At 70.5% G+C, this 25,245-nt stretch carries 26 protein-coding genes; 16 read left to right on the forward strand and 10 right to left on the reverse strand.

Features of this window, described 5'->3' with window-relative positions; genetic code table 11:
• Positions 1–456 precede the first annotated feature (456 nt).
• The 3 genes from ACBR40_RS13970 (at position 457) to ACBR40_RS13980 (ending at position 5,584) form a co-directional block, all read left to right on the forward strand.
• The gene (locus ACBR40_RS13970) at positions 457–789 is read left to right on the forward strand and encodes an Lsr2 family protein (RefSeq protein ID WP_329588529.1); all 333 of its coding nucleotides are present in this window, start codon (positions 457–459) and stop codon (positions 787–789) included.
• 879 nt (positions 790–1,668) lie between these two features.
• Positions 1,669–4,170 carry an ATP-dependent Clp protease ATP-binding subunit gene (locus ACBR40_RS13975; RefSeq protein WP_329588530.1) on the forward strand — a complete coding sequence of 834 codons (2,502 nt, stop codon included), beginning with the start codon at positions 1,669–1,671 and terminating at the stop codon, positions 4,168–4,170.
• 475 nt (positions 4,171–4,645) lie between these two features.
• Positions 4,646–5,584, forward strand: coding sequence for a TIM barrel protein (locus tag ACBR40_RS13980; RefSeq protein ID WP_344213562.1), 939 nt, complete (start codon positions 4,646–4,648; stop codon positions 5,582–5,584).
• A gap of 6 nt (positions 5,585–5,590) precedes the next feature.
• On the opposite strand, the gene ACBR40_RS13985 is transcribed toward ACBR40_RS13980, so the two are convergent.
• Positions 5,591–6,061 carry a MarR family winged helix-turn-helix transcriptional regulator gene (locus ACBR40_RS13985; RefSeq protein WP_371248994.1) on the reverse strand — a complete coding sequence of 157 codons (471 nt, stop codon included), beginning with the start codon at positions 6,059–6,061 and terminating at the stop codon, positions 5,591–5,593.
• Between the two features lie 64 nt (positions 6,062–6,125).
• Here ACBR40_RS13985 and ACBR40_RS13990 point away from each other — a divergent pair, with 64 nt between their 5' ends.
• Complete coding sequence (locus tag ACBR40_RS13990; RefSeq protein WP_344213558.1) at positions 6,126–6,503, forward strand: cupin; 378 nt, start codon at positions 6,126–6,128, stop codon at positions 6,501–6,503.
• A 14-nt stretch (positions 6,504–6,517) separates the two neighbouring features.
• Positions 6,518–6,934, forward strand: a complete 417-nt coding sequence (locus ACBR40_RS13995; protein ID WP_364462200.1) for a cupin — start codon at positions 6,518–6,520, stop codon at positions 6,932–6,934.
• A 9-nt stretch (positions 6,935–6,943) separates the two neighbouring features.
• Here ACBR40_RS13995 and ACBR40_RS14000 read toward each other — a convergent pair whose 3' ends face one another.
• Positions 6,944–7,702 (reverse strand): A/G-specific adenine glycosylase, encoded by a 759-nt coding sequence (locus ACBR40_RS14000; RefSeq protein ID WP_371248995.1) that lies wholly within the window; start codon positions 7,700–7,702, stop codon positions 6,944–6,946.
• Between the two features lie 196 nt (positions 7,703–7,898).
• On the opposite strand from ACBR40_RS14000, the gene ACBR40_RS14005 reads away from it, so the two are divergent.
• The gene (locus ACBR40_RS14005) at positions 7,899–8,582 is read left to right on the forward strand and encodes a hypothetical protein (protein WP_371248925.1); all 684 of its coding nucleotides are present in this window, start codon (positions 7,899–7,901) and stop codon (positions 8,580–8,582) included.
• 13 nt (positions 8,583–8,595) lie between these two features.
• Here ACBR40_RS14005 and disA read toward each other — a convergent pair whose 3' ends face one another.
• The 4 genes from disA to ACBR40_RS14025 all read right to left on the reverse strand — a co-directional run bounded on the left by disA (position 8,596) and on the right by ACBR40_RS14025 (position 11,878).
• On the reverse strand, positions 8,596–9,669 hold the full coding sequence (gene disA, locus ACBR40_RS14010; protein ID WP_344213550.1) for a DNA integrity scanning diadenylate cyclase DisA: 1,074 nt from the start codon (positions 9,667–9,669) through the stop codon (positions 8,596–8,598).
• Between the two features lie 40 nt (positions 9,670–9,709).
• Positions 9,710–11,119: a DNA repair protein RadA gene (radA, locus tag ACBR40_RS14015; protein ID WP_344213548.1), complete on the reverse strand. Its 1,410-nt coding sequence runs from the start codon at positions 11,117–11,119 to the stop codon at positions 9,710–9,712.
• A gap of 80 nt (positions 11,120–11,199) precedes the next feature.
• Complete coding sequence (trxA, locus tag ACBR40_RS14020) at positions 11,200–11,505, reverse strand: thioredoxin (protein WP_364462191.1); 306 nt, start codon at positions 11,503–11,505, stop codon at positions 11,200–11,202.
• 4 nt (positions 11,506–11,509) lie between these two features.
• A complete protein-coding gene (locus ACBR40_RS14025) occupies positions 11,510–11,878 on the reverse strand; it encodes a MerR family transcriptional regulator (protein WP_344213544.1) in 369 nt (122 codons plus the stop codon).
• Between the two features lie 343 nt (positions 11,879–12,221).
• On the opposite strand from ACBR40_RS14025, the gene ACBR40_RS14030 reads away from it, so the two are divergent.
• Positions 12,222–13,004 carry a hypothetical protein gene (locus tag ACBR40_RS14030; RefSeq protein ID WP_371248926.1) on the forward strand — a complete coding sequence of 261 codons (783 nt, stop codon included), beginning with the start codon at positions 12,222–12,224 and terminating at the stop codon, positions 13,002–13,004.
• Between the two features lie 60 nt (positions 13,005–13,064).
• Here ACBR40_RS14030 and ACBR40_RS14035 read toward each other — a convergent pair whose 3' ends face one another.
• Positions 13,065–13,763: a class I SAM-dependent methyltransferase gene (locus ACBR40_RS14035; protein WP_371248927.1), complete on the reverse strand. Its 699-nt coding sequence runs from the start codon at positions 13,761–13,763 to the stop codon at positions 13,065–13,067.
• Positions 13,764–13,820: 57 nt separating this feature from the next.
• Here ACBR40_RS14035 and ACBR40_RS14040 point away from each other — a divergent pair, with 57 nt between their 5' ends.
• From ACBR40_RS14040 to ACBR40_RS14070, 7 genes are all read left to right on the forward strand, one after another.
• Entirely contained in the window at positions 13,821–14,630 is an 810-nt protein-coding gene (locus ACBR40_RS14040) for a sugar phosphate isomerase/epimerase (protein ID WP_344213538.1), read from the forward strand.
• Positions 14,631–14,641: 11 nt separating this feature from the next.
• Positions 14,642–15,397 (forward strand): class I SAM-dependent methyltransferase, encoded by a 756-nt coding sequence (locus tag ACBR40_RS14045; protein WP_371248928.1) that lies wholly within the window; start codon positions 14,642–14,644, stop codon positions 15,395–15,397.
• A 153-nt stretch (positions 15,398–15,550) separates the two neighbouring features.
• Positions 15,551–16,129 carry a TetR family transcriptional regulator gene (locus tag ACBR40_RS14050; protein WP_371248929.1) on the forward strand — a complete coding sequence of 193 codons (579 nt, stop codon included), beginning with the start codon at positions 15,551–15,553 and terminating at the stop codon, positions 16,127–16,129.
• Between the two features lie 149 nt (positions 16,130–16,278).
• Positions 16,279–18,384 (forward strand): (Fe-S)-binding protein, encoded by a 2,106-nt coding sequence (locus ACBR40_RS14055; protein ID WP_344213532.1) that lies wholly within the window; start codon positions 16,279–16,281, stop codon positions 18,382–18,384.
• A gap of 148 nt (positions 18,385–18,532) precedes the next feature.
• Complete coding sequence (locus tag ACBR40_RS14060; RefSeq protein ID WP_344213530.1) at positions 18,533–19,327, forward strand: hypothetical protein; 795 nt, start codon at positions 18,533–18,535, stop codon at positions 19,325–19,327.
• Positions 19,324–20,400, forward strand: a complete 1,077-nt coding sequence (locus ACBR40_RS14065) for a glycosyltransferase (protein WP_371248930.1) — start codon at positions 19,324–19,326, stop codon at positions 20,398–20,400. The genes ACBR40_RS14060 and ACBR40_RS14065 overlap by 4 nt, the downstream gene beginning before the upstream one ends.
• Positions 20,401–20,437: 37 nt before the next feature.
• Positions 20,438–20,719, forward strand: coding sequence for a metal-sensitive transcriptional regulator (locus tag ACBR40_RS14070; RefSeq protein WP_026213852.1), 282 nt, complete (start codon positions 20,438–20,440; stop codon positions 20,717–20,719).
• A 116-nt stretch (positions 20,720–20,835) separates the two neighbouring features.
• Here the strand turns inward: ACBR40_RS14070 and ACBR40_RS14075 are convergent, their stop codons facing one another.
• Together ACBR40_RS14075 and ACBR40_RS14080 are read right to left on the reverse strand one after the other, a co-directional pair.
• A complete protein-coding gene (locus ACBR40_RS14075) occupies positions 20,836–20,997 on the reverse strand; it encodes a hypothetical protein (protein WP_020540796.1) in 162 nt (53 codons plus the stop codon).
• 215 nt (positions 20,998–21,212) lie between these two features.
• A complete protein-coding gene (locus ACBR40_RS14080; RefSeq protein ID WP_371248931.1) occupies positions 21,213–22,553 on the reverse strand; it encodes a hypothetical protein in 1,341 nt (446 codons plus the stop codon).
• 53 nt (positions 22,554–22,606) lie between these two features.
• On the opposite strand from ACBR40_RS14080, the gene ACBR40_RS14085 reads away from it, so the two are divergent.
• The gene (locus tag ACBR40_RS14085; protein WP_344213523.1) at positions 22,607–23,509 is read left to right on the forward strand and encodes a hypothetical protein; all 903 of its coding nucleotides are present in this window, start codon (positions 22,607–22,609) and stop codon (positions 23,507–23,509) included.
• Here the strand turns inward: ACBR40_RS14085 and ACBR40_RS14090 are convergent.
• On the reverse strand, positions 23,481–24,002 hold the full coding sequence (locus tag ACBR40_RS14090; protein ID WP_371248932.1) for a gamma carbonic anhydrase family protein: 522 nt from the start codon (positions 24,000–24,002) through the stop codon (positions 23,481–23,483). The two genes, ACBR40_RS14085 and ACBR40_RS14090, sit on opposite strands and share 29 nt — an antisense overlap.
• Before the next feature lie 149 nt (positions 24,003–24,151).
• Here ACBR40_RS14090 and ACBR40_RS14095 point away from each other — a divergent pair, with 149 nt between their 5' ends.
• On the forward strand, positions 24,152–25,243 hold the full coding sequence (locus ACBR40_RS14095; RefSeq protein WP_371248933.1) for a hypothetical protein: 1,092 nt from the start codon (positions 24,152–24,154) through the stop codon (positions 25,241–25,243).
• Positions 25,244–25,245: the final 2 nt, after the last annotated feature.

Consider the following 25,245-nt stretch of genomic DNA (forward strand, 5'->3'; position numbering starts at 1 on the left):
GAGTCTGGAGAGACTGCCATTAGGCTATGGGGCGTCCGGGTTGCCGGATGTCGGCGCCCCTGAGACTCGCAGGGCATGTGTGTGCCGCTATGGTCAGTTGCGGGCGGTTGCCGCCGTACGCTGCACTGGGGTCACGCTCCTCCGGGCAGCGGCCCCGGGCGCATATAGCGCCCTCGAAACCCCGTCAGCCGTGGAGGCGAGGACGAATGGAAGCCCTAACAGATGTATTGTCAGCGCTCATCCCCCCGGTCGTGGTCGGCGGAGCCTTCATCTTTGGCGTGGTGAAGTTGGTCCGCCACGAGGGCGCCGGGCGCCGGCCTAAGGCTCAGCAGCCCGCCGAGAAGCAGAACTGATCGGCCAGTCAGCGAATCCCCGCTGTGCTGAATTGTCTCCGCGCCTTTTCGGGTATATGTTTGGGCAGGCGAATGAAACAATGCCCGCGAAAGGATTGCGTAGATGGCCAAGCACATCCAGGAGATTCTCATCGATGACCTCGATGGGGGCGAGGCCAATGAGACGGTCAGCTTCGCTATTGACGGCTCCTCCTATGAGATTGACCTCAGCGACCTTAACGCCAAGAAGCTGAGGGACGCGCTCTCGCCTTTCGTGCAGCACGCGCGCCGGGCGGGCGCCACCACCACGCGTCGTCGCACCCGCGGCGGCAACCGTGCGATGACCCGGGAGAAGAGCTCGGAGATCCGGCAGTGGGCGAAGTCCCGCGGCCTGCCGGTCAGCGAGCGCGGCCGTATCGCCTCCACCGTCGTCGAGCAGTACGAGGCGGCTCACTGAAAGAGTCGTCGCTCGACCGTGCGCTTATGCCGTTCGCCTTGGACCCCGGCGGCCGCCATAAGCGCATGATCGTATTCAGGGGCGTCTCGAATGGTGGAACGCCCCAGAGGACGATCTGCTGATGCGCTCACATATGCGGGCGTTTTGATCGGCTGTCGCGGCTGGTGTCGGCCGCCGATTCGCCGGCCGCGCCCGCATATGTGAAGCGTCGTCCCCGGCCTGCTCCAAAGCCGAAAGGCCCCCGCTGTCCGTTCCTCCGGGCATGCGCGCGGGCTCCTCCACCGCGTTCCTCGTGCTGTTCCTCGCGGGTGTTCCTGAGTAAAAGCTGGGAAGCGTCTGCGAGAGGCGGGGCAAAACCGGCTTGGCGGGGCGGGTGCGCACAATGCCCGGTCCCCACGCGCCCGCGTGATGAGGCCGGTAACCCGGCTGACCGGATGAGCTTTTGCGACGGGAGCGGTAGGTGCCGGGTCATGCTCAGGGCGTAGTGACCGCGCTTGGCCATCCCCGCCACACGACATAGGATGATTACGCATGAGAAACGGACGCGGCATCATCGGCGATGCGGCGGGCGCGACCCCTTCGCCGGGCCGCACACCCGGGCGTCCGGCGGCCGATCCGTGTCGATCTGCATACGCCGCGGCGGCAATTCGGTGTCGTCTCCCCGTAGCGGCCTAAACATCGTTCGCTTGCGGCGTATCGGGAACACGTGACCCCCGAACAGTAGTTGGATAGAGGGTGAACGCCCTGCTCTCGGGGAACGTCTCTGCTATAGAGCGTGTCAGAGGCGAGTGGGCACGGTTCGCCGAGCCAGGGCTAGCATGCGGGAGGACGGGACCGGATTTACCGGCCCTGACTGACCGCTCTGTGAGGAGCGACGAGATGTTCGAGAGGTTCACCGACCGAGCGAGGCGTGTTGTCGTCTTGGCCCAAGAAGAGGCCAGGATGCTCAACCACAACTACATCGGCACTGAGCACATTCTTCTTGGTTTGATCCACGAAGGTGAGGGCGTTGCCGCCAAGGCTCTGGAGAGCCTGGGCATCAGCCTTGAGGGTGTGCGCCAGCAGGTCGAGGAGATCATCGGCCAGGGCCAGTCGGCTCCGTCGGGGCACATTCCCTTCACCCCGCGGGCCAAGAAGGTCCTCGAGCTGTCGCTCCGTGAGGCTCTGCAGCTGGGCCACAACTACATCGGCACCGAGCACATCCTGCTCGGGCTCATCCGCGAGGGTGAGGGTGTGGCGGCCCAGGTGCTGGTCAAGCTTGGAGCTGATCTCAACCGTGTCCGGCAGCAGGTGATCCAGTTGCTGCACGGTTACCAGGGCAAGGAGCCGGCGGCCGCGGGCGGCCCCCAGGAGTCGGCCCCGTCCACGTCCCTGGTGCTCGACCAGTTCGGCCGCAACCTGACCCAGGCGGCCCGCGAGGGCAAGCTGGATCCGGTCATCGGCCGTGAGAAGGAGATCGAGCGGGTCATGCAGGTCCTCTCCCGGAGGACCAAGAACAACCCCGTTCTCATCGGCGAGCCCGGCGTCGGCAAGACCGCCGTCGTCGAGGGCCTGTCGCAGAAGATCGTCAGGGGCGAGGTGCCCGAGACGCTGAAGGACAAGCAGCTCTACACGCTTGACCTCGGCGCCCTGGTCGCCGGCTCCCGTTACCGCGGCGACTTCGAAGAGCGCCTGAAGAAGGTGCTCAAGGAGATCCGCACGCGCGGCGACATCATCCTGTTCATCGACGAGCTGCACACGCTCGTGGGTGCGGGCGCCGCGGAGGGCGCGATCGACGCCGCCAGCATCCTCAAGCCGATGCTGGCCCGCGGCGAGCTGCAGACGATCGGCGCGACCACGCTCGACGAATACCGCAAATACCTTGAGAAGGACGCCGCGCTCGAGCGCCGCTTCCAGCCGATCCAGGTGGCCGAGCCCTCGCTCAGCCACACGATCGAGATCCTCAAGGGTCTGCGTGACCGCTACGAGGCGCACCACCGCGTGTCCATCACGGACGACGCGCTGGTGGCCGCGGCGCAGCTGGCCGACCGCTACATCAGCGACCGCTACCTGCCCGACAAGGCGATCGACCTCATCGACGAGGCCGGCTCCCGGATGCGCATCCGCCGGATGACCGCTCCGCCGGACCTGCGCGAGTACGACGAGAAGATCGCCAACGTGCGTCGCGACAAGGAGTCCGCGATCGACGCGCAGGACTTCGAGAAGGCCGCCGCTCTCCGCGACCAGGAGAAGCAGCTCCAGCTCAAGCGCGAGCGCCGGGAGAAGGAGTGGAAGGCCGGCGACATGGACGTCGTGGCCGAGGTCACCCAGGAGCTCATCGCCGAGGTCCTGGCGACCGCCACCGGCATCCCGGTCTTCAAGCTGACCGAGGAGGAGTCGCAGCGCCTGCTCCGCATGGAGGACGAGCTCCACAAGCGGATCATCGGCCAGGACGACGCCATCAAGGGCCTGTCGCGGTCCATCCGGCGCACCCGCGCCGGGCTGAAGGACCCGCGCCGTCCCGGCGGCTCGTTCATCTTCGCCGGCCCCTCGGGCGTCGGCAAGACCGAGCTGTCCAAGGCTCTGGCGGAGTTCCTCTTCGGTGACGAGGACGCGCTGATCAGCCTGGACATGTCGGAGTTCATGGAGAAGCACACCGTCTCCCGGCTGTTCGGCTCGCCTCCCGGCTACGTCGGCTACGAGGAGGGCGGCCAGCTCACCGAGAAGGTGCGGCGCAAGCCGTTCTCCGTGGTCCTGTTCGACGAGATCGAGAAGGCCCACCCCGACATCTTCAACTCGCTGCTGCAGATCCTGGAGGACGGTCGCCTGACCGACGCCCAGGGTCGCGTGGTCGACTTCAAGAACACGGTCATCATCATGACCACCAACCTCGGCACCCGTGACATCTCCAAGGGCATCGGGGTCGGGTTCGCGAAGTCCAACGACACCGAGTCCAACTACGAGCGGATGAAGGCGAAGGTCCAGGAGGAGCTCAAGCAGCACTTCCGGCCCGAGTTCCTCAACCGTGTCGACGACATCGTGGTCTTCCACCAGCTCACGCCGGTCGAGATCATCCAGATCGTGGATCTGATGCTCGCCCAGGTCGACGCGAGGCTGAAGGACCGCGACATGGGGCTCGAGGTCTCGCAGGAGGCCAAGCAGCTGCTGGCCGACCGCGGCTACGACCCGGTTATGGGCGCCCGGCCGCTGCGCCGGACCATCCAGCGCGAGCTGGAGGACTCCCTGTCCGAGAAGATCCTCTACGGCGAGCTCCGTCCGGGGCAGGTCGTGAAGGTGACGATCGAGGGCGAGGGCGACGAGGCCAAGTTCATCTTCCGGGGCGAGACGTCCTCGAAGGTGCCCGACTCGGCGGCGGCCATCGCGGCTCCGATCCAGCACTGACCCGTCCGGCGCTCCGGCGCCGGCGTGACACCGGAGAGCTCCCGTGTGCTTCGTCACACGGGAGCTTTTCGCGTCTCCGGGGCGCGTCGCTCTGTGGCATCGTGTGGCGTCACAGGTCACGGACGTGAGGAAGTTCGTCGCCACCCAGGTCGGGGAGCGCTCTCCGTGGCTCCTGGGGCCGGCCAGTGCCCCTTTCGGGCGTCGGCTCGCCCGTCGTCACCACGTCGTTGCGTAATTGTTGGACGACCGGGTATCCCGCCACCGGTGGTAGTACTACACTGCGTAGAGTAGAGCCAAGTCTCATCCAAGTGAGCCGCAAGAGCGCGTCCCTAACGTGGGGGCCTGCTCCCCGGGGAGTAGTCAGGAATCAACTCTGGGCGGACGCCGGCGGGACCCGCGAGCAGGCATGCTCGACGAGGTCCGGCACGTCCGAGGCGGGCGACGGACACACATAAGCAAGCCGTGGAGGAAACCGATGCGCCTGCGTCACGATGACGGAACGCTCGTTCACCTCGCCTACAACGCAGGCGTCCATCCCGCTGAAGACCTGGAGAACCTGATCGCCCATCTCACTCGCTACGCCGTGCCGGTGCGCAAGCGGCTCGGCGTCGAGCGGATGGGCATCGGCCTGTGGCTGTCGCCGAGCGTCGCCGACCACCTCACCGCCGACCGCATCGAGCTCGTCCGGCTGCGCCGCTCCCTGGAGGAGCGCGGCCTGGAGGTCGTGAGCCTCAACGGCACCGGCGGCCGCAACCAGGAGGTCCCCGGCCCCGACTGGGCCAAGCCCGAGCGCTACCGCTACACCATGGCGCTGGCCCGCATCCTCGCGTTCCTGCTGCCCGAGGACGTACGCTTCGGCAGCATCTCGACCATACCGATCGGCTGGCGGCGTGACTGGCCGGCCGACCTGCACAGCATTGCCACCCGCCGCCTGGAGCGGCTGGCCCGCGAGCTGCGCGGCATCCACAGCGTCACCGGCAAGACGATCCGCGTCGGCTTCGAGCCGTGGCCCGGCTGCGTGCTGGAGACCACCGAGCAGGCGCTGGAGCGGGTCGGCGGCATCGACTCCGAGCATCTCGGCGTGTGCCTGGACGCCTGCCACCTCGCCTCCGGCGACGAGGAGCCGGGCGCGGCGCTCAAGAACCTGGCCGCGGCAGGGGCGCCGGTCGTCAAGCTCGGCCACGTGCACAACCACACCGGCCGCACGTCCAGCACCGGCGAGGTGCTGCACGACACGCTGACGGCCATGCTGTCGGGCGCGGTCAGCGGCAGCGCCCACATCGAGGTCGAGACGCACAACCTGGCCGTGCCGGGACGCGCCAAGGGGCCGGGGGCGCTGGTGTCGCTGCTGGCCGAGGAGCTGGACTGGGCCCGCAGCAACCTGACCGGCCTGGGCCTCCAGCTGGCCGCCTGACCTCACTCAGAGTGAGGTGAACCAGGCGGGCGTGTCCAGCCGCCACGGATTGGCCGGCGTGACCTTGCGCAGGTCGGCCTCCAGCGCCCGCAGCCGCTCCGCGCCCAGCTCGGCGGCCCAGCGGGCGCGGAGCTCGTCGAAGATGCGGGCCGAGCGGTGGAGCGCGTCCATCCCGTACGGCGTCAGCCGTACGATCTTGCGCCGGCTGTCGTGCGGATCGGTGGCGCGCTCCACGTAGCCGACGCGCTCCAGCGACTCGACGGTCTTGCCGGCCGCCTGCTTGGAGACGCCCAGCGCGCGGCCCAGCTCGACGGCCGTCGTGCCGGCGGGGCCGATGGCCTGCATGACGAATCCGTGCATGGGTCTGATGTGGGGATGTCCCTGCCGGGACAGCTCGGCGTGCAGCTCGTCGATGAGCGCACGGAACGCCAGCAGCAGGCGCAGCGGCAACTCGAACCCAGGGGCGTCGCTTGACACAATAGACAACCTGATTGACTATATTGATGGACAACGTGGTTGCCTATTCTAAGGGGTTTCCCGCATGACCGTCATTCGTGCCGCCGACGCGCGGCGTACCGAGACACCCGGCGGCGTCATGACGACCTTCGCCTCGCCCACCCAGGGAGCGGCCGGGCGGTCGCTCTGGCGCGTGGAGGCCAAGCCCGGCGTGGCGGGGCCGCTCCACGACTTCGACGTCGAGCAGGTGTGGAGCTGGCTCGACGGGGCGGCGACCGTCGAGCTCGGCGAGGAGAGCTTCGCCGTGGCGGCGGGCGACACCGTCGTCATGCCGGCGCGCACGCCGCGCCGCGTCACCGCCGGCCCGGACGCCGGCTACACCGCCGTCGTCACCGCCCGGGCCGGCGCCCGTGCCATGTCCGCCGACGGGGCCGACCTCGGCACCCCGCCGTGGATCGCGTGAAAGGGAGGATGCCCGTGTCTGTCGTGCCGAACGCCGAATGCCGGCGTACCGAGACGCCCAACGGCGTGATGACCACGCTCGCCTCCCCGACGCAGGGGCAGGCGGAGCAGGCCGTGTGGCGGGTGGACGCCCGTCCCGGCATGGAGGGGCCGGTGCACGCCTTCGACGCCGAGGTGCTGTGGACGTGGCTCGACGGGGCCGCGGTGGTGGAGCTGGGCGAGGAACGCCACGAGGTCGCGGCGGGGGACACGATGGTGCTGCCCGCGGACGTGAGCCGGCGGATGTTCGCCGATCCGGTGCGGGGGTTCGTGTCGATCGTGACCGCCCCGGCCGGGACGAAGGTCTACAACCCGGACGGCACATCCGCCCCGGACGCCTGCGACCTGGCCCCGAAGGGCTCCGAACGCCTGGTGCCGCCCTGGGTCAGCTGACCCTGAAGGTCAGGCGTGGGGGAGGCGGTAGGTGTCGTCGTCGAGGGCTTCGGCCAGGCCGTCGGCGATGAGGCCGTCCAGGGCGCGTTCGCGCTGGACCGCGTCGTCCCACACCACGTCGAGCGCCGCCTTCGGCACCGGGCCGTGGGCCTCGCGCAGCACCGCCAGCAGCCGCCCCCGGCACTGGCGGTCGGTGCCGGCGTAGGTCTGGCCCTTGCGCGCGGGGCCGGCGTGCGGCGGCTTGCCCGCCAGCCGCCAGGCGCACACGTCGGCGATGGGGCAGTCGGCGCAGCGCGGCGCGCGGGCCGAGCACACCAGGGCGCCCAGCTCCATCACCGCCACACCCCAGCGGGCCGCGCCCAGCTCGGGCAGCAGGGACTCGGCGAGCCGCCGTTCGGCCGCCGAGGTGGCCGTAGGAGGGTATTCCTCGGCGCGTACGGCCCTGGCGAACACCCTCCGGACGTTGGTGTCCAGCACCGCGTGCCGTCCGCCGTAGGCGAAGCTGGCGACCGCGGCGGCGGTGTACTCGCCGATGCCCGGCAGGGCCAGCAGCGTCGCGTGATCGGCGGGCACCTCGCCGCCGTGCTCGTCGGTGATCGCCCGGGCGCAGGCGTGCAGGCGCAGCGCCCGCCGCGGGTAGCCGAGCCTTCCCCAGTGCCGGACCGCCTCGCCCGGCTGCTCGGCCGCGAGATCCTTGGGGGCCGGCCAACGTTCCATCCACTCGTGCCAGACGGGCAGGACGCGGACGACCGGGGTCTGCTGCAGCATGATCTCGCTGACCAGCACCCCCCAGGGCGTGGCGTCGGCGGCCCGCCAGGGGAGGTCTCTCGCGTTGTCTTCGTACCAACTGAGGACAGCGTTGTGCAGAAGATGAGGCTCAACCACGCCGACAAGGGTATGCCGATGGGAATGACCTCGGCGTGTCGTCACCCTGAGTGACCTTCTGGTTACCATGCTGGGTCTCATGGATCCGGAGACGATGCGTGGCGACGGCGGTGACGTTTACTGGCGGCGCCGGATGAGCGTGCTGGTGGCGGTGCTCGTCGTGGTGGCCGTGGTGGCCTGGGCGTGCTCCAGCGGGGGCAAGGGCGGGCCGGAGCAGAGCTCCTCTGAGGCCAAGGTCTCGCCCAGCGTCTCGCCGGCGGTCGACCCGCTGCTGGCCGGGCTGCGTACGCTCGCCATGGGCACCGCCACCCCCTCGCCCACGCCCAGCGCGCGACGGCCGAGCCCGTCGCCCAGCCGCGTCAGGCGGGCGGGCGCGCCCTGCGCCGAGGAGGACCTCGTGCTGAGCCTGCAGGGCGGCAAGGACCAGATCTACGCGGCCGGCTCCCGGCCGTCCTTCATCGTCACGCTCGTCAACACGGGGCCCGTGATGTGCAGGGCCGACGTCGGGCCGCGGGCCATGGAGATCCGCATCATGTCCGGCCAGGACCGCATCTGGTCGACGGCCGACTGCGTGAGCGGGGCCGGCGAGGACGTCGCCGAGCTGCAGCGCGGGGTGCCGTACGTGCGGACGCTGAACTGGGACAGGAAGCGCTCCAGCGCCGACTGCCGCGCCACGCCGCCGCCCGCGCTGCCCGGCACGTACGTCGCCATGGCCCGCTTCGGCAAGCTCCGCAGCCCCAAGGGCGTCTTCCACCTCCGGTGACGCCCCTCGCCGGTCAGACGTAGCGTTCGAGTATCGAGGACTCGGCGAGGCGGGAGAGGCCCTCGCGGACGCTGCGCGCGCGGGACTCGCCGACCCCGCCCACGGCCTGCAGGTCGTCGATGCTGGCCGCGAGCAGCTTCTGCAGCCCGCCGAAGTGGTTGACCAGCCGGTCGACGACGGTGGCGGGCAGGCGGGGGACCTTGGCGAGCAGCCGGAAGCCGCGCGGGCTGACCGGACTGTCGAGCTTGTCGGCCCCGTGCCCCAGGACGTGGGCGACCGCCGACAGGTCGAGCAGGTCGGCGCCGGAGAGCTGGTCGAGGTCGTGCATGGCCTCGGGCAGCCGTTTGTGGCGCCGGCCCGAGGGCGCGGGGAGGTAGTCGCGCACGACCAGCTCCCGCTCGGAGTCGACCCCGGCCACCAGCTCGTCGAGCTGCAGGGACAGCAGCCGCCCGTCGGTGCCGAGCTCGACGACGTAGCCCTTGATCTCGTCGGAGATGCGCCGCACCATCTCCAGCCGCTGCGCGACGGCGGCGACGTCGCGGACGGTGACGAGGTCCTCGATCTCCAGGGCCGACAGCGTGCCGGAGACCTCGTCGAGGCGGTGCTTGTAGCGTTCGAGCGTGGCGAGGGCCTGGTTGGCCTTGGACAGGATGGCCGCCGACTCCTCCAGGACGTAGCGGATGCCGTCGAGGTAGAGGGCGATGATGCGCATCGACTTGCTGATCGCGATGATGGGCAGGCCGGTCTGCCGGGCCACGCGCTGGGCCGTGCGGTGGCGGGTGCCGGACTCGTCGGTGGGGATGGCCGGGTCGGGCACGAGGTGCACGGCGGCGCGTACGATCTTGTCGTCGCCGCTGATCACGATGGCGCCGTCCATCTTGGCGAGCTCGCGCAGCCGGGTCGCCGAGAAGTCGACGTCGAGGGTGAACCCGCCGCTGCAGACCGCTTCGACGTCGTCGTTGTAGCCGAGAACGATCAGCCCGCCGGTGGACCCGCGCAGGATGCGCTCCAGGCCGTCGCGCAGGGGCGTGCCCGGCGCCACCGCCGCCAGAGCTTCGCGCCGGCGGTCGTCCAGACTCCTATCCACCTGACCCCCGTGTCGATCGGTCACGCCCAGCTTAGCGGCGCTATGTGACGTGTGTGAGTGCGTCCCAGACGTTCTCCGCCTGGACGACCTCGAACCCGGGGGCGAACGCGACGGGCCCGACGGGCACGAGCGCGCGCTGGCCGTTGTGCCTGCGGGTGCCGTCCTCCAGCGACCCCGCGGGGACGAGCGCCCGCTTGAAGCCGAGCCGGGCGGCCTCGTTGAGCCGCCTGCGGACGTCCTTGACCGGCCGCAGCTCGCCGGCCAGGCCGACCTCGCCGAGCGCCACCAGCCCGGGGGGCAGCGGCTTGTCGCCGGCGGCGCTCGCCACCGCGAGCATGACCGACAGGTCGACCGCGGGGTCGGCCAGCTTGATGCCGCCGACGGTGGCGGTGAAGACGTCGCAGCCGCCGAGGCGGGCGTTGAGCCGCCGCTCCAGGACGGCGAGGATCATCTGCACGCGGAAGGTGTCGAGGCCGGAGGAGGTGCGCCGGGGCTGCTGCGCCTCGGTGCGCGCCACCAGGGCCTGGACCTCGGCGGGCAGCGGCCGGGTGCCCTCGACGGTGACGGTGACGCAGGTGCCCGGCACCGGCTCGCTGCGCCGGGAGACGAACAGGCCGCTGGGATCGGTGATGCCCTCGATGCCGCGCTCGTGCAGGTCGAAGCAGCCGACCTCGTCGGTGGGGCCGAACCTGTTCTTGATCGCGCGGACCATGCGGAGCCGGGAGTAGCGGTCGCCCTCGAAGTTGAGCACGACGTCGACCAGGTGCTCCAGGGTGCGCGGACCGGCGATGGAGCCTTCCTTGGTGACGTGGCCGACGAGGACGGTGGCCATGTTGCGCTCCTTGGCCAGGCGCACGAGGTTGGCCGCGACCTCGCGGACCTGGGTGACGCCGCCGGGCACGCCGGTGGCCTGCGCGGAGCCGATCGTCTGCACCGAGTCGACGACGAGCAGCGTGGGCTGGACCTTCTCGACGTGGGTGACCAGCGCCGACAGCTCGGTCTCGGCGGCGAGGTAGAGCTGGGGCCGGATGGCGTCGATGCGGTCGGCGCGCAGCCGCACCTGGGCGGAGGACTCCTCGCCGGTGACGTAGAGGACGGTCTCGCGCTCGGCGATGCGGGCGGCGGCCTCCAGCAGCAGCGTGGACTTGCCGATGCCGGGCTCGCCGGCCAGCAGCACGACCGCGCCGGGGACCAGGCCGCCGCCGAGCACCCGGTCGAGCTCGCTCACGCCGGTGGTGCGGGCCGTGGCGACCTCGGCCTTGACCTGGCCGATCGGCAGGGCGGGCGCGGTGGTGGCGCCACCCTGGACGATGGTGACGCCGGCCCGGCCGCCCTCCGCGTCGACCGTGCCCCACGCCTGGCACTCGCCGCACCGGCCGACCCACTTGGTGGTGCGCCAACCGCACTCGGCGCAGCGGTAACCGGGCTTCGGGGCAGACGTCTTCGCCATGCCGAGCAGGCTAGCGCCGCGCACCGACAAACGGCTCCGACGATCCGCCCCGACAGGCGCGCCAGATCGGGCAGGCCGGGCTAGATCAGGCCCAGGTCGGACTCCAGGAGGCGCTTGGGCTTGGCGCCGACGACCCGCTTGACCGGCTCGCCGTTCTCGAACAGCAGCAGCGTCGGGATGCCCATGACGCCGTACTTGGCCATGATCTCGGGGTTCTCGTCGGTGTTGAGCTTGCCGATGGTGAGGCCGCGCTCGGCCTCGATCTGCTCCAGCACGGGCGCCACCATGCGGCACGGCCCGCACCATTCGGCCCAGAAGTCGACCAGCACCGGCCGGTCGCTCTTGAGCACCTGCTCCTCGAAGTTCTCGGTGGTCAACGTGATCATGTCCTCATCCCCTCACGAAACATCCTGGGCACGACTGGGAGAGCTGGGCGGCGACCTCGGCGCGGCGGCCGAGCAGGACCCGGATCTCGGCGTCGATCTCGTCGAGCTTGCGCTGGTAGACCTCGACGGACTCGGCGCACGAGCCTCCCGTGCTGTGCCCTCTGCGCAGGCAGTCGACGAACGGCCGGGTGTCCTCCAGGGAGAACCCGACCGCGAGCAGGGCGCGGATCTCGGTGACGAGCCGCACGTCCTCCTCGGTGTACTGCCGGTAGCCGTTGGGGCCGCGCCGGGCCTGGAGCAGACCGTGCTGCTCGTAGTACCGGAGCGAGCGGGTGCTCGCCCCGGTGCGTTCCGCCAGCTCTCCGATGCGCATGCCCCCACGGTAAACGTTGACACCGGCGTCAAGGGAAGCAGGCCCGCGGCGGCCGTACTCGTTCCTGATTTCGTAAAGGCTTGAATAGCTCCTTGTCATATATGACCCGCTTTTGCTTTCATGCCCGATAAGTCATGCGTGTAAGGGTGATCGTCCCCGGGGATGACCGTTCACGCTCACTACTGCGCATTTCGCGATCAGTACGATTCGGGGGAACAATTAAATGCGTGCAAACAGGATCCACCGGGCTGCCGGGGGCGCCATTCTCGCGGCCGCGGCGCTCATGGCCGGAATGCCGGCGGCAAACGCGCTGGCGACCGTGCCGTGCTCCGGGAGCGCCCTGGTGAACGCGATCAGAAACGCCGCGTCGGGCGCCACGCTCAACCTCACGCCCGGCTGCACCTACGTGCTGACCAACAGCACCTTCAACCCGATCAACACGACCGGCCTGTCGATCAACAGACCCCTCACCATCCACGGGCGCAACAGCACGATCCAGCGGAGCGCGACCGCGAAGTTCCGCCTGTTCACCGTCAACGCCAACTTCACCCTCGACCGCGTCAGGCTCAGGGAGGGCGACGCGACGACCTCTCCGGGCGGGCTCGGCGGAGCCATCGCGGTCAACAGCGGGACCACGAACCTCGACGCGGTGCTCATCCAGAAGAACACCGCCACCTTCTCCGGCGGCATCGGCGCTGTCAGCGGAACCATCGTCAACGTGACGAACAGCATCATTCAAGGAAATTCCGCGACCAGGAACGGCGGCGGCATCGGAAACAACGGAAGAATGACGGTCGCCAACAGCGTCATCAACGGCAACCGCGCCGGGGAGAAAGGCGGCGGAATAGCGAACGACGGAACCCTCGCGGTGGTCCAGAGCCTCATCACCCGCAATGAGGCCGGCACCGTCGGAGGAGGCATCGCGAATTTCGTTCCCGGCACCGTGACCGTCACCCGCAGCCTGGTCAACAGCAACAAGGCGACCACCGCCCCCGGAGGCATCGACAACGAGAACGGCGTCGGCGCCGTGGTGCGGTCGGCCGCGATCGTGCAGGGCAACACCCCGACCAACTGCTCACCCGTTCCCGCGCCGGCCGTGTCTCCCGTCACCGGGTGCCGGAACTAGGCCCGTCCCCGCGTGGAGCCTCCGTGGGGACGGCTCGTCCCGCCGGAGGCTCCACGCGGCTCAGTAGTGGCGCCAGCGGAGCACGTTCGGGTAGTCGAGCTCCAGGCCCGGGGTCTCGGCGATGGCCTGCTCGGCCACCTGGGGCGCGAACTCGATGCGCAGCACCGCCTCCAGGTCGGCCCGGCGCTCGAAGGCCATGCGCAGGTCGAGCGGGCGGCGCTGCCAGCCGTGGCGGTCCCAGAACGCCTCGACCTCGCGGGCCGAGTACGCCGGCACCGTCCGCGAGAACCACCGGCCGAACGCGCCGCGCGTGGCGTCCAGGTCGATGACGAACGCGGTGCCGCCGCGCCGCAGCACCCGGGACAGCTCACGCAGCCCCGGCTCGCAGCCCGGCCCGAAGAAGTACGCCCACCGCGCCATGGCCACGTCCACGCTCGCGTCCGGCAGCGGCAGGTCCTGGGCCACGGCGGTGTGCACGTCCACGTTGGCGAGCGCGGCGCAGCGGCGGCGGGCCAGCGCGGCGAGGTCGCCGTGCGGCTCCACGCCGATCACGCGGGCGGCGGCCGCGGCGAGGCCCGGCAGGTGGTAGCCGGTGCCGCAACCAATGTCCAGAACGGTGGCGCCCTCCCAGGAGCGCACCGCGCGCATCGCCGCGTCGGCGGCCCGCTCGGGATCGACGGCGCGGTTCTCCACCTCGTAGACCTGCGGAGTGTTCCAGATGTTCGGGCTGGGAATCGCCCCCCTCGCAATGCGTGGCATGCCCCCAACGCTAGGGCGTCGCGCGCCTTATCGGCTTCTCCGGCTTAGGCTGGCAACGTGGCTGATGTCATCCGCGTGCCCAATGCGAAGATCGCATTGTCCACCGCCTCGGTATATCCGGAACGCACTCCTGACGCGTTCGAGCTGGCCGCGCGCCTGGGCTACGACGGCGTTGAGATCATGGTCGGAGCAGACCCCGTGAGCCAGGACATCGACGTGATCGAGCGGCTCTCCGACCACTATCAGGTCCCCGTGCTGGCGATCCACGCCCCCTGCTTGCTGGTCACGCAGCGGGTGTGGGGGCGCGACCCGTGGGCCAAGCTGCTCAAGGCCCAGAAGGCGGCCGAGCGGCTCGGGGCCTCGGCGGTCGTGGTCCATCCTCCGTTCCGCTGGCAGCGCGACTACGCCCGCGAGTTCGAGGTCGGGCTCGCGAGAATGCGCGACGAGACGAATGTCACGTTCGCGGTCGAGAACATGTTCCCGCTGCGGGCCAGGGGGAGTGACGTGGTGCCGTACGCGCCCGACTGGAACCCGATCGACTACGACTTCCCGCAGGTCACGCTCGACCTGTCGCACACGGCCGTGTCGGGCTCCGACGCCATGGAGATGGCGACCAAGCTCGGCGACCGGCTCGCCCACCTGCACCTCGCCGACGGCATCGGCGTGACCAACAAGGACGAGCACCTGGTGCCGGGACGGGGCAACCAGCCGTGCGCCCAGGTCCTGGAGCGCCTGGCCAACACCGGCTACTCCGGGCTGGTCGTGTTGGAGGTCAACACCCGCAAGGCGGCCAGCCGCACCGAGCGCATCGACGACCTGGCGGAGGGGCTGGCCTTCGCCCGGCTCCATCTGGCGGCCACCACATGAACATCGGTCCGATGCGGGAGCTGGGCGGGGTCTTCGACCGCGTGGCCGACGCCTACGAGGCCGGGCGGCCCAGCTATCCCGACGAGATGTTCCGCGCGGTGTGCGAGCTGACGGGCGTGGACCTCGACGGCGCGACGACGGTCGACGTCGGGGCGGGCACCGGCATCCTCACGCGGGCGCTGCGGGCGCGCGGCTCCCGCGTGGTCGCCGTGGACCCGGCCGCGGTGATGCTGGGCCGGCTGCGGTCGCGCGCCGACGGCGAGCCGCCGCTGGTCGCCGCCGTGCAGGGCGACGGCAACGCGCTGCCGGTGGCCGACGGGGTGGCCGACCTGGTGACGTACGGGCAGTCGTGGCACTGGCTCGACCCCGCGGCCTCCATCGCCGAGGCCCGGCGGGTGCTGCGGCCCCACGGGGCCATCGTGGGCTGCTGGAATCTGCACCACGCGGCGCAGGCCGACTGGCTGGCGGCGTACGAGGCCCGGCTGGCCGAGGAGGTGCCCGCCTACTGGGGGCCGGCGGTGGAGGAGTGGGCGGTGCCGCCGATCGCCGCGGCCTTCGAGGTGATCGCCGAGCGGTGGCTGCCGTGGACCCGCCTGGTCGGCATCGAGGACTTCCTGCTCGCCCTGCGCTCCCACTCGTACATGGCGGCGCTGCCGGCGGAGACGGCCGACGCGCTGGTGGAACGGCAGCGTACGGAGCTGCGCCGCGAGTTCCCCGAGGGCATGCTCTCGGTGCCGATGCGCGTCTACCTGGCCGTGGGCCGGTGACGAACGGCGTATGGCGACCGAGCCCGCCTCGCGGAGCGAGGCCATGAACTCGCGAGGGAGTGCCGTCGTCTGGAGGAGCGGCGGGAGCGGAGCGACCAGAGCGGGGGAAGACGGCGGCGTATGGCGACCGAGCGAGCCTCGCGGAGCGAGGCCATGAGCAAGAGGGGGCCCGGGCGGCGGCCCGGGTCGGCGGACACGCGTGGGGAGATTCTGACGGCGGCCCGGCGGGTGTTCGCGGAGAAGGGGTTCGACAAGGCCACCGTGCGCGGCATCGCCAGGGAGGCGAACGTCGACCCGGCGCTCGTCCATCACTATTTCGCCACGAAAGAGGGCATTTTCGCGGCGGCCATGCGCCTGCCGCTGAACCCGGAGACGATCCTGCCCGAGCTGCTGGAGGGGCCGCGCGAGGAGGTGGGGGAGCGGCTGGTGCGCCTGCTCCTCCGGGTGACGGCCGCGCCGGAGACCCGGGAGCCGATGGTGGCGTTGCTGCGCTCGGCGATGACGAACGAGCAGGCGCAGGCGATGTTCCGCGAGTTCATCACGAACGCGCTGCTGTTCAAGGTGGCCAACGGGCTCGGGGTGCCGCACCTGCGGATCGAGGCCGCCTTCGCGCAGATGTTCGGCGTGGTGATGGCCCGCTACGTCCTCAAGCTGGAGCCGATGGCGAGCGCGGACCCGGAGGAGCTGGTGGCGCTGCTCGCCCCGACGCTCCAGAGGTACTTCACAGGCTAGAGCATTGTTCTGGAGGGGCCTGCCACCTTAGGGTATGTCGCGTACCCCGGATAAGTTACCGGCCGGTAGGATCCGGGGTGAGGTCTGTATAAAGGCTGCACGTACGCTTGACAGCCAGCGACAGCCAACGTCGTCTGTGGGAGGACCCCGTGCTCTGGGTAGCCATCATCGGGCTCGTCATGACCGTCCTGGCGGTGGCCGTCGCCGGCCGCCGGGTTCAGTTCCTGTACAAGCTCGCCACTGTGGGGCCGCCCGCGCCCGAACGCGTCGAGTACGCCAAGGCGAATGCGGGCGAGGAGCTGAAGGCGCAGCTGGTCGAGGTCTTCGGTCAGAAGAAGCTGCTGAAGTGGACGCCCTCCGGCGTGGCGCATTTCTTCGTCATGTGGGCGTTCTTCATCCTGCTGACCGTCTACATCGAGGCGTACGGCGCGATCATCCAGGGCGCGATCACCGGCCGCGCGAACTTCCACATCCCGATCGTCGGGCAGTGGCCGGTCCTCGGGTTCCTCCAGGACTTCATCGCGGTCGCCTGTCTCCTCGGCCTGGTCGCCTTCGCGATCATCCGGCTCAAGAACTCGCCGAAGACGCTGGGCCGCAAGTCCCGCTTCTCCGGCTCGCACCTGGGCGGCGCCTGGCTCGTCCTGTTCATGATCTTCAACATCATCTGGACGCTGTTCCTGGCCCGCGGCGCGGCCGCCGCCAACGGCAACCTCCCCTACTCCTCCGGCGCGTTCGCGTCGCTGGCGCTCGGCGAGGTGCTCCCGGCGAGCGGGCTGCTGGAGGAGATCGCGCTGCTCCTGCACATCGGCTTCATGCTGGTGTTCCTGGTCATCGTGGTGAACTCCAAGCACCTGCACATCTTCACCGCGCCGCTCAACGTGCTGTTCTCGCGCCGCCCCGACGGGCTCGGCGCCGCGCCGGAGATGCGGGTGGACGGCAAGCCGGTCGACTTCGAGGACGAGGACCTCGACCCCGAGCGGCTCGGCCGGGGCAAGATCGCCGACACCACGTGGAAGGGCTTCCTCGACTTCTACTCCTGCACCGAGTGCGGCCGCTGCCAGTCGCAGTGCCCGGCCTGGAACACCGACAAGCCGCTGTCGCCCAAGATGCTCATCCTCGACCAGCGCGACCACGCCTTCCAGGTGGCCCCCTACCTGCTGGCCGCCGCGAACGGCGTCGAGCACAAGGACACCGACGTGCTGGCGCTGCTGGACAAGCCGCTGGTCGGCGAGGACGGCGTGATCCACCCCGACGTGCTCTGGTCGTGCACCAACTGCGGCGCCTGCGTCGAGCAGTGCCCGGTGGACATCGAGCACATCGACCACATCCTCGACATGCGCCGCTACCAGGTGATGGTGGAGTCGTCGTTCCCGTCCGAGGCGGGCGTGATGGTCAAGAACCTGGAGAACAAGGGCAACCCGTGGGGGATGTCCGAGATGAAGCGGGCCGACTGGATCGAGGAGCTCGACTTCGAGGTCGAGATCGTCGAGGACAAGATGCCCGAGGGCACCGAATACCTGTTCTGGGTCGGCTGCGCGGGCGCGCTGGAGGACCGCGCCAAGCGCACCACCAAGGCGGTCGCCGAGCTGCTGCACATCGCCGGCGTGAAGTTCGCGGTGCTCGGCCCGATGGAGGCCTGCTCCGGCGACCCGGCCCGCCGGCTCGGCATGGAATACCTGTTCAACATGCTCGCCCAGCAGAACATCGAGACGCTGAACGAGGCGGGCGTCAAGAAGATCGTCGCGACCTGCCCGCACTGCTTCAACACCCTCGCCAACGAGTACCCACAGCTCGGCGGCACGTACGAGGTGGTGCACCACACCCAGCTCCTCGCCAAGCTGGTCGACGAGGGCCTGCTCACCCCGGTCACGCCGATCGAGGAGAAGATCACCTACCACGACCCGTGCTTCCTCGGCCGGCACAACAAGGTCTACTCCCAGCCCCGCGACATCATGGCCAAGGTGCCCGGCGTCCAGGCGCAGGAGATGCACCGGCACAAGGACCGCGGCTTCTGCTGCGGCGCGGGCGGCGCGCGCATGTGGATGGAGGAGCGCATCGGCAAGCGCATCAACACCGAGCGCGTGGACGAGGCGCTGACCACCAACCCCGACACCGTCTCCACCGCGTGCCCCTTCTGCATGGTGATGCTCGGTGACGCGATCAACGAGAAGAAGAACAGCGGCGAGGCCAAGGAGTCGCTGGAAGTCGTGGACGTCGCCCAGCTCCTGATCAAATCGGTCAAGGGCGCTTCCTGAGGACGCGAAACGCAGCTCCTCCACACCCCGTGTGGAGGAGTTTCGCGTGTCGACAAGGGCGACGACAAGAAATCTGCCATCCACATAACGGGAAAATCACGGTAACCTCAACGTCGCATGGGTCTATTCGACGGGGAGGGGGCTCGCGATGGGCGTCGTCGTCACCGACGCCGAGGTGACCCTGGCGGACGTGCTCTCCCTGCGACTGGCCATCGACGAACCACTCCGCGAAGGCACCGAGCTCGTCCTGCGGCACCGCACCACGGGGGTGGAGCGTGAGGTGCGCCTCGGCACGCCGGGGGCGCGGGCGCGCGAGGCCACGCTGGCGGTCTCGCTGGCGCCGCTCGGCCTCACGGCCGGCCGCTGGGACGCCTACCTGCGCCACGACGGCCGGCGCAGCCGGCTGCTGAGCGTCGACCCCGGCTTCTCGCTCGACCATCTCGACGCGTACGCCCTGTGCAGGCGCACCCTCGCCTACCGCTCCTACCGGACCCGCAACGGCTACCTGGCCCTGAAGATCACCGACGCCGAGCCGGGGGCCGAGGTGCGCAGGGTGTGGTTCAGGGAGGGCCGCTTCGAGGTCATGGGGCTGCTCACCTACACCGGGCTGGAGGACGACGACTCCCGCCACGAGGCCACGCTCACCCTCGACCGGCGGCAGGCCGGCGCCCGGGTGTCGGCCACGGCGTACGTCCAGGGCGTGCGCTTCCACGCGGCCGTCTCGCTCGTGGACGTGCTGGCCGCCGACCCCGACGGCGCGGGCACGTGGGAGCCCGCGCTCCAGGTCGCGGGGGTGCCCGCGCCGCTGCGGCTCGCCTCGCGCCTCGACGACGTCGACGGCAAGCGCCGCCGGCTCCACTATCCGGCGGCCGAGGTGGACGGCGTGCCCGTACGGCCCTGCTACACCGCCGACGACGAGCTGCGCATCGAGGTGGGCGCATGAGGATCGCCCTGCTCCTGCCGTCCGCCTACGGCATGCGGGGTGATGTACGCGCGACGCTCAACCTGGCCAACGCCCTCGCCGAGCGGCACGAGGTCGAGGTGATCAGCGTACGGCGGCAGAAGGAGAAGCCGTTCTTCCCCGTCGGCCCGAACGTCGTCATGCGCAGCGTCGTGGACGCCCGGCCGGGGGTGCGGCACCTGCTGCCGCGCGGCCAGGTGCGCACCGAGGTCGCGCTCTGGCGGGTGCTGCGCGGGCTCAGGTGCGACGTGCTCGTCACGACCAGGCCGGGGCTCGGTGTCCAGGCCGCCAGGCACGCGCCGCGCGAGGTGCTGAAGCTCGCCAGGGAGTGGACCAGGCCCGCCGTGCCGGCGCCCGTCAGACGGTTCTACCCGCGCCTCAACGCCGTCGTGGCGGCCACGGAGGCCGGTCAGGAGGAATGGGGCAGGCTGCTCGGCGAGGGGCTCACCGGGCCCGCCGTGCGCTTCGTGCAGGACGCCCTGCCGGCCGGCCCCTGGCCGCGCTCGCGCATGGACAACAGGATCGTCGCGGCCGGAGGCCGCTGGGTGGCGGTCAAGGGCTACGACCGGCTGATCCGGGCGTTCGCCGTCGTGGCCGACAAGCGCCCCGACTGGCAGCTCCGCCTGTACGGCGGCGGCCCGGAGGAGCGCCGGCTGCGCGCCCTGGCGCAGGAGCTCGACCTGCACAACCACGTCTACTTCATGGGCACCACGCCCGACCTCGCCGGCGAGTTCGCCAAGGCGTCGATCGTGGCCAACCCCTCGCGCGGCGACGACCAGGCCATGACCGTGCTGGAGGCCATGAGCTGCGGGGTGCCGGTGGTGGCGTACGAGGGGGCGCGGGCCCCGGCCGAGTTCGTGGCCACGGGCTACAACGGGGTGCTGGTGCCGGAGTCCGGCGCCGACGAGGAGATGTTCGCGGCGGCGCTGCTGGCCCTGATCGACGACGAGCGCAGGCGGCGCTCGCTCGCGGCCGGCGCCCTCGACACCGCGACCCGGCACGCGGCGGCCGAGGTCGCCGGTCAGTGGGAGAAGCTGATCGCGGATCTCCGCTGACCCCGCTCCCCATACGGGTTACGGGTACCGTAGAACCATGCATGGGTACAGCGGAGACAAGCAGGCATATCTGACGCGCCTCCGGCGAATCGAGGGCCAGGTCAGGGGCCTGCAGCGCATGGTCGAGGACGACGCCTACTGCATCGACATCCTCACCCAGGTCTCCGCCGCCACGCGCGCACTCCAGGCGGTGGCGCTGGGCCTGCTGGAGGAGCACATCTCCCACTGCGTGGCCGACGCGATCAACACCGGCGGCCCGGAGGCCGAGGCGAAGGTGAAGGAGGCCTCGGCGGCCATCGCGCGCCTCGTCCGGTCTTAAGGATCTTGTGACTGGCGGGCATCCTCCTTTCGTAGGAGGCGGCCCGCGCAAGTGACTAGTTATGCGAAACCCCGGGAACTAGGTCCCCGGGGCTCGGTAATCGTCGTGATGCTTCTTCAGCGGCTCGCCGAAGTCCGCAATCCGAGCGCGTCGTCGAGTTCGTCCAAGGTCAGCCGCCGCTCGCTGACAGCCACGGCCGTGAGCACCTCGGCGTAGAGCGCAATCTCGTCCAACGCGACACGGTCGTGGACCCGAGAGTCCAGGTCGTCGTGCCCCACCGCGTCGTCCTTTCCTTCCGCAGCCCACACCCTCTCCGAGGTTACGGGGGGACCCCCTTCGGGCGACATGGCCCATCGGAGTCATTCCTTTCGGCGCCCCGGGGCCCCAGTGGGGTCATTTCCCGAAGTGGAGATCACAATTCAGCGAAATTACTGATCCTTCGGGTGTTAGAACGATACAGGCGAGGTAAGAGGGAAATAGCGGGATTAGTGGTTTAGATGTGACCGGTGTCGCTCACGTGATGATCATCGCGTTCGTGCACCAGCTTGCTCACGAGCGCCGACTGCCCCGCGAGGCCCCGCTCCGGCACCTTGGCGCCCGTCAGGCGCTCCCAGGCCCGTCCCATCGCGTACGCCGCCCCCAGCACCCCCGCCGCGCTCGTCCGGTCGGGCGGCGCCACCTCCAGCACCGGCGCGGGCACGGTCGACACCCCGCCCCGCGGGCCGGCGGGGAACCCCTCGGGCGCGGTCGTCTCGGCGACCGAGGTCTCGGTCATCCCCGCCCGCTCCAGCTCCTCGTACGCCGCCCGCAGCCGATGGTCGAGCAGCGCGGGCAGCCGCCGCCGAGAGTCGGACAGGTCGGCCAGGAACCCCGCCGTGGCCCGCGCGGGATCGGGCGTGAACGCCAGCGCCTCGGCCAGGTCGTAGACCGCGTGCCGGAAGTGCGCCGCGACGTCGGTCTCCGGCAGCAGCGCCCGGCCCAGCCGCGCCGGAGTGCGCCCCAGCCACGCCCGGCGCACCTCCTCCGCGCCCGCCAGGCCGTCGTCGAGACCGGGGTCGCGCAGCGCGGGCTCGACCATGGTGAGCAGCGCGAGCGCCCGCGGCCTGAACCGGGTGTCGGACATCAGGACCTGCGCGGTGTCGGCCATCACGGCGGCCAGCCGGCGCGACTCCCTGGCCCGCCCGGCCTCCGCCCGCTCCACGACCATCGTGACGAGGTCCAGCAGCGGCGGCGCGGGCAGCCAGCGCACCCACTCGTCGCCGGGGAGCGGCCGGCGCAGGTATTCGCCGAAGACGGTGAGCAGCCGCTCGTTGCCGTCGAAGGCCGGCGCGTACGAGCACCACATGATCGTGCCCCACACGGCCGCGACCGTGCTCGGCACGTCCCTGGCGAAGATGTCGTCGAAGGCGGTCAGCGGGTAGTCGAGCTCGGACTTGCGCCCGCAGGCCCGTACGAGCACGCGCAGCCGCTCGGTGAGGTCGGCGGAGACGTCGGGGCCGATGAAGGCCATCGTGGAGCCGGGCTCGGCGTGGAAGTCGGGTCCTGACGGCACCACGTCCTCCGGCAGGTCGGCGGCGGCGTGCCGGACCTCGCGGGCCCGCTCGCCCCGGGGCGGGGGCGCGAGGTGCCAGCGGCCGGAGGCAGGGTCGTGCAGGTGCCAGCGGGCGTGCGCGCCGAACAACCACCGGTCGCCGTCGCGAGTGACGAGGACCCTGGCGGCCAGGACGTGGGCGCGATCGGGCACCGGGAGCTCAGGCCAGCGCGGGTCGGCGACCATCGCGCGGACCGCCGCCTCGGTGGCGGTGAACGCATCCCAGGGTGGCACGGGCGTCATCGTACTTGCCGGTCGTGGATCATCCGACGGCCGGACACGGCAGAATGTGCCCTATGAGGGCGAAGGTAGCAGGGACGTTGGCGGTCGCGAGCGTGCTCGCCGGATGCGGCACGACGACCTCGGCCGACCCCACGGTCACCGGCCCCGGCATGCTGACGCTTGAGCGGGCCACCCCTCCCGCGCCCGGCGGCGAGGTGGGCGAGGCCTCCACGGAGTTCGCGAAGGCGACCGACCTCGCCATGTGGACGAAGCTGAGCGACACCGAGAAGGACGTCGACCGGATCGCCAAGCTGGACGTGAACAAGACCGCGAAGGGCGCGCTCTACCTGGAGCCCAGGACCTCGGCCTGGTTCGACGGCTTCCGCGGCCCCTTCCTCTACCAGGACCTCGCCGGCGACATCGTCATGCACGCGCGGGTCAAGGTCGAGGGGAAGAACGGCGGCCGGCCCAAGCGGAAGTTCTCGCTCGGCGGGCTCATGGCCCGCCAGCCGGGCTCGTACGCCACCCCCAACTGGGTCTCCATCACCACCGGCACCGGCGAGAAGAGCGGCCAGATCGAGGTCAAGTGGACCGAGAACGGCAGCTCCAAGCCGAAGGAGATCCCGGTCAAGGCCGGCTGGGTCGACCTCGTCCTCGCCCGCGCCGGGCGCGCCTTCGCGGCGCTCTACAAGGAGGAGGGCGGCACCTGGAAGGTGGGGCAGCGCTGGGCCTCCACCCTCCCCGACGCCCTCCAGTGGGGCGTCACCGCCTACACCGACTGGGACAGCTACGGCGCCGTCAAGCAGGACCCGGCGAAGGCCAACGCCCAGCTGGTCAAGGGCCTGCCCGACTTAAAACTGACCGTCGACTTCGTCCGGTTCCTCCGGCCCGAGCTGCCGGAGTACGCCGACCCGCTCAACGACAAGTCGGTGCCGGACGACGTGCTCGTCAAAGCCTTGACGCCTGCCGGTGCCTGAGTGCCTTGGCGATGTAGTTGTCCGGGGTGCGGGCGAAGGAGGCCCGGTCGTCGTCGGTGAGCTCGCGTACGATCCGGCCGGGCACCCCGGCGACCAGCACGCCCGACGGGATCTTCTTGCCGGGGCCCACCAGCGCTCCCGCGGCCACCAGCGTGCCCGCGCCGACGCGGGCGCCGCCGAGCACGATCGCGCCGATGCCGATCAGCGCGCCGGACTCGACGTGGGCGCCGTGGACCATGGCCTTGTGGCCGAGACTCACCCGATCCTCCAGGACGGCGGGCTCACCGGGGTCGGAGTGGAGGCAGCACAGGTCCTGTACGTTGCACTCCTCGCCGATCTCGATCCGCTCGTCGTCGCCCCGCAGAACGGAGCCGTACCAGATGCTCGACGCCCGGCCGACGCTGACCCGGCCGACCACGGTCGCGCCGGGGGCGATGAACGCCTCGGGATGGATGTCGGGGGAGGCCCCGGCATCCAGCGCTGCTATGTACATTCGACACATCGTAATTGCCGGTCCGGGTATGGCGTTCCGGTTGCGGACGTGGGCAGATGGCAGGAAAGTCGATTCCTGAGTCTCGCTGTCAGACCCTCACAACCCGCAGTTGTTCCCCGCCTCACGCAATCCACCCTTAGGTAACCTCCATGATGAACCAGCACGACAGCAGCTTCCCCGACCTGATGCAAGAGGACACCTTCGAGGTCGTCATGCGCGGCTACAACCGCCGCCAGGTCCATGACTACATGCTCCGCACCCGCAACCAGATCCGCGATCTGGAGGAGCGGCTGGCGCGGGCCATCGACCAGGCCGAGCAGGGCCGCATCGAGCTGGCGGAGGCCCGGCGGCGCATGGTCGAGACGCCGCAGAGCTACGAGGACCTGAGCCCGCGGCTCGCCCAGATACTCCAGCTCGGCGAGGAGGAGGCCGCGGCCAAGAGGGCGGAGGCCGAGGCCGAGGCCGCCCACCTGCGTGAGACGGCGAGCGCCGAGGCCGCCCACCTGCGTGAGACGTCGACCGCCGAGGCCCAGCGGCTGCTGACCACCTCCCGCGAGACCGCCGACAACATCCTCACCTCCGCGCAGGCGGAGGCGGAGCGCCGGGTGAACGAGGCCACGCAGGCCGCCGAGCGCATGCTGTCCCAGGCGAGCGCCGACGCCGACGAGCAGCTCACCTCGGCCCGCGCCGAGGCGGAGGAGACCGTGCGCGGGGCGCGGAGCGAGGCGGAGCGCCTGCTGACCACGGCCCAGGCCGAGTCCGAGCAGCTCATGAAGGACGCCGCCGCCCAGGCGGAGCAGATCCTCATGAGCGCGCGGGCCGAGGGCGAGGCGATGCTGGAGACCGCGCGCCGGCGTACGGCGGCGCTGGACGAGCAGGCCGGCCGGCGGGTGGACTACCTCACCAACACGCACACCGAGGTGGTGCGGCGGCTCAACGAGATCGGCTCGGTGCTCGGCGACCTCATGCGCACCGAGGCGGGCGCCGGGCCGCTGGTGCCGGAGGCCATCGCGCCCCCGCGGCAGCAGCCCCAGATCGCGGCCCCGTCCGAGTCCGAGTCCGAGTCCGAGCCCCAGTCCCAGTCCCAGTCCCAGGAGCGGCAGCAGCCCCACCCGCAGGACGACGTGCGGGTGATCGTCGAGGACGACGACGAGGAGGAGCGGCCGCGGGAGGCCGGCGCGGAGGAGCGGCCGGTCTCCGACGACACTGAGGTCACCGTCGTCCGCGTGCCCCCGAAGTGACG

This window comes from Nonomuraea sp. AD125B, from assembly GCF_041402765.1.
Classification (GTDB): Bacteria; Actinomycetota; Actinomycetes; order Streptosporangiales; family Streptosporangiaceae; genus Nonomuraea; species Nonomuraea bangladeshensis.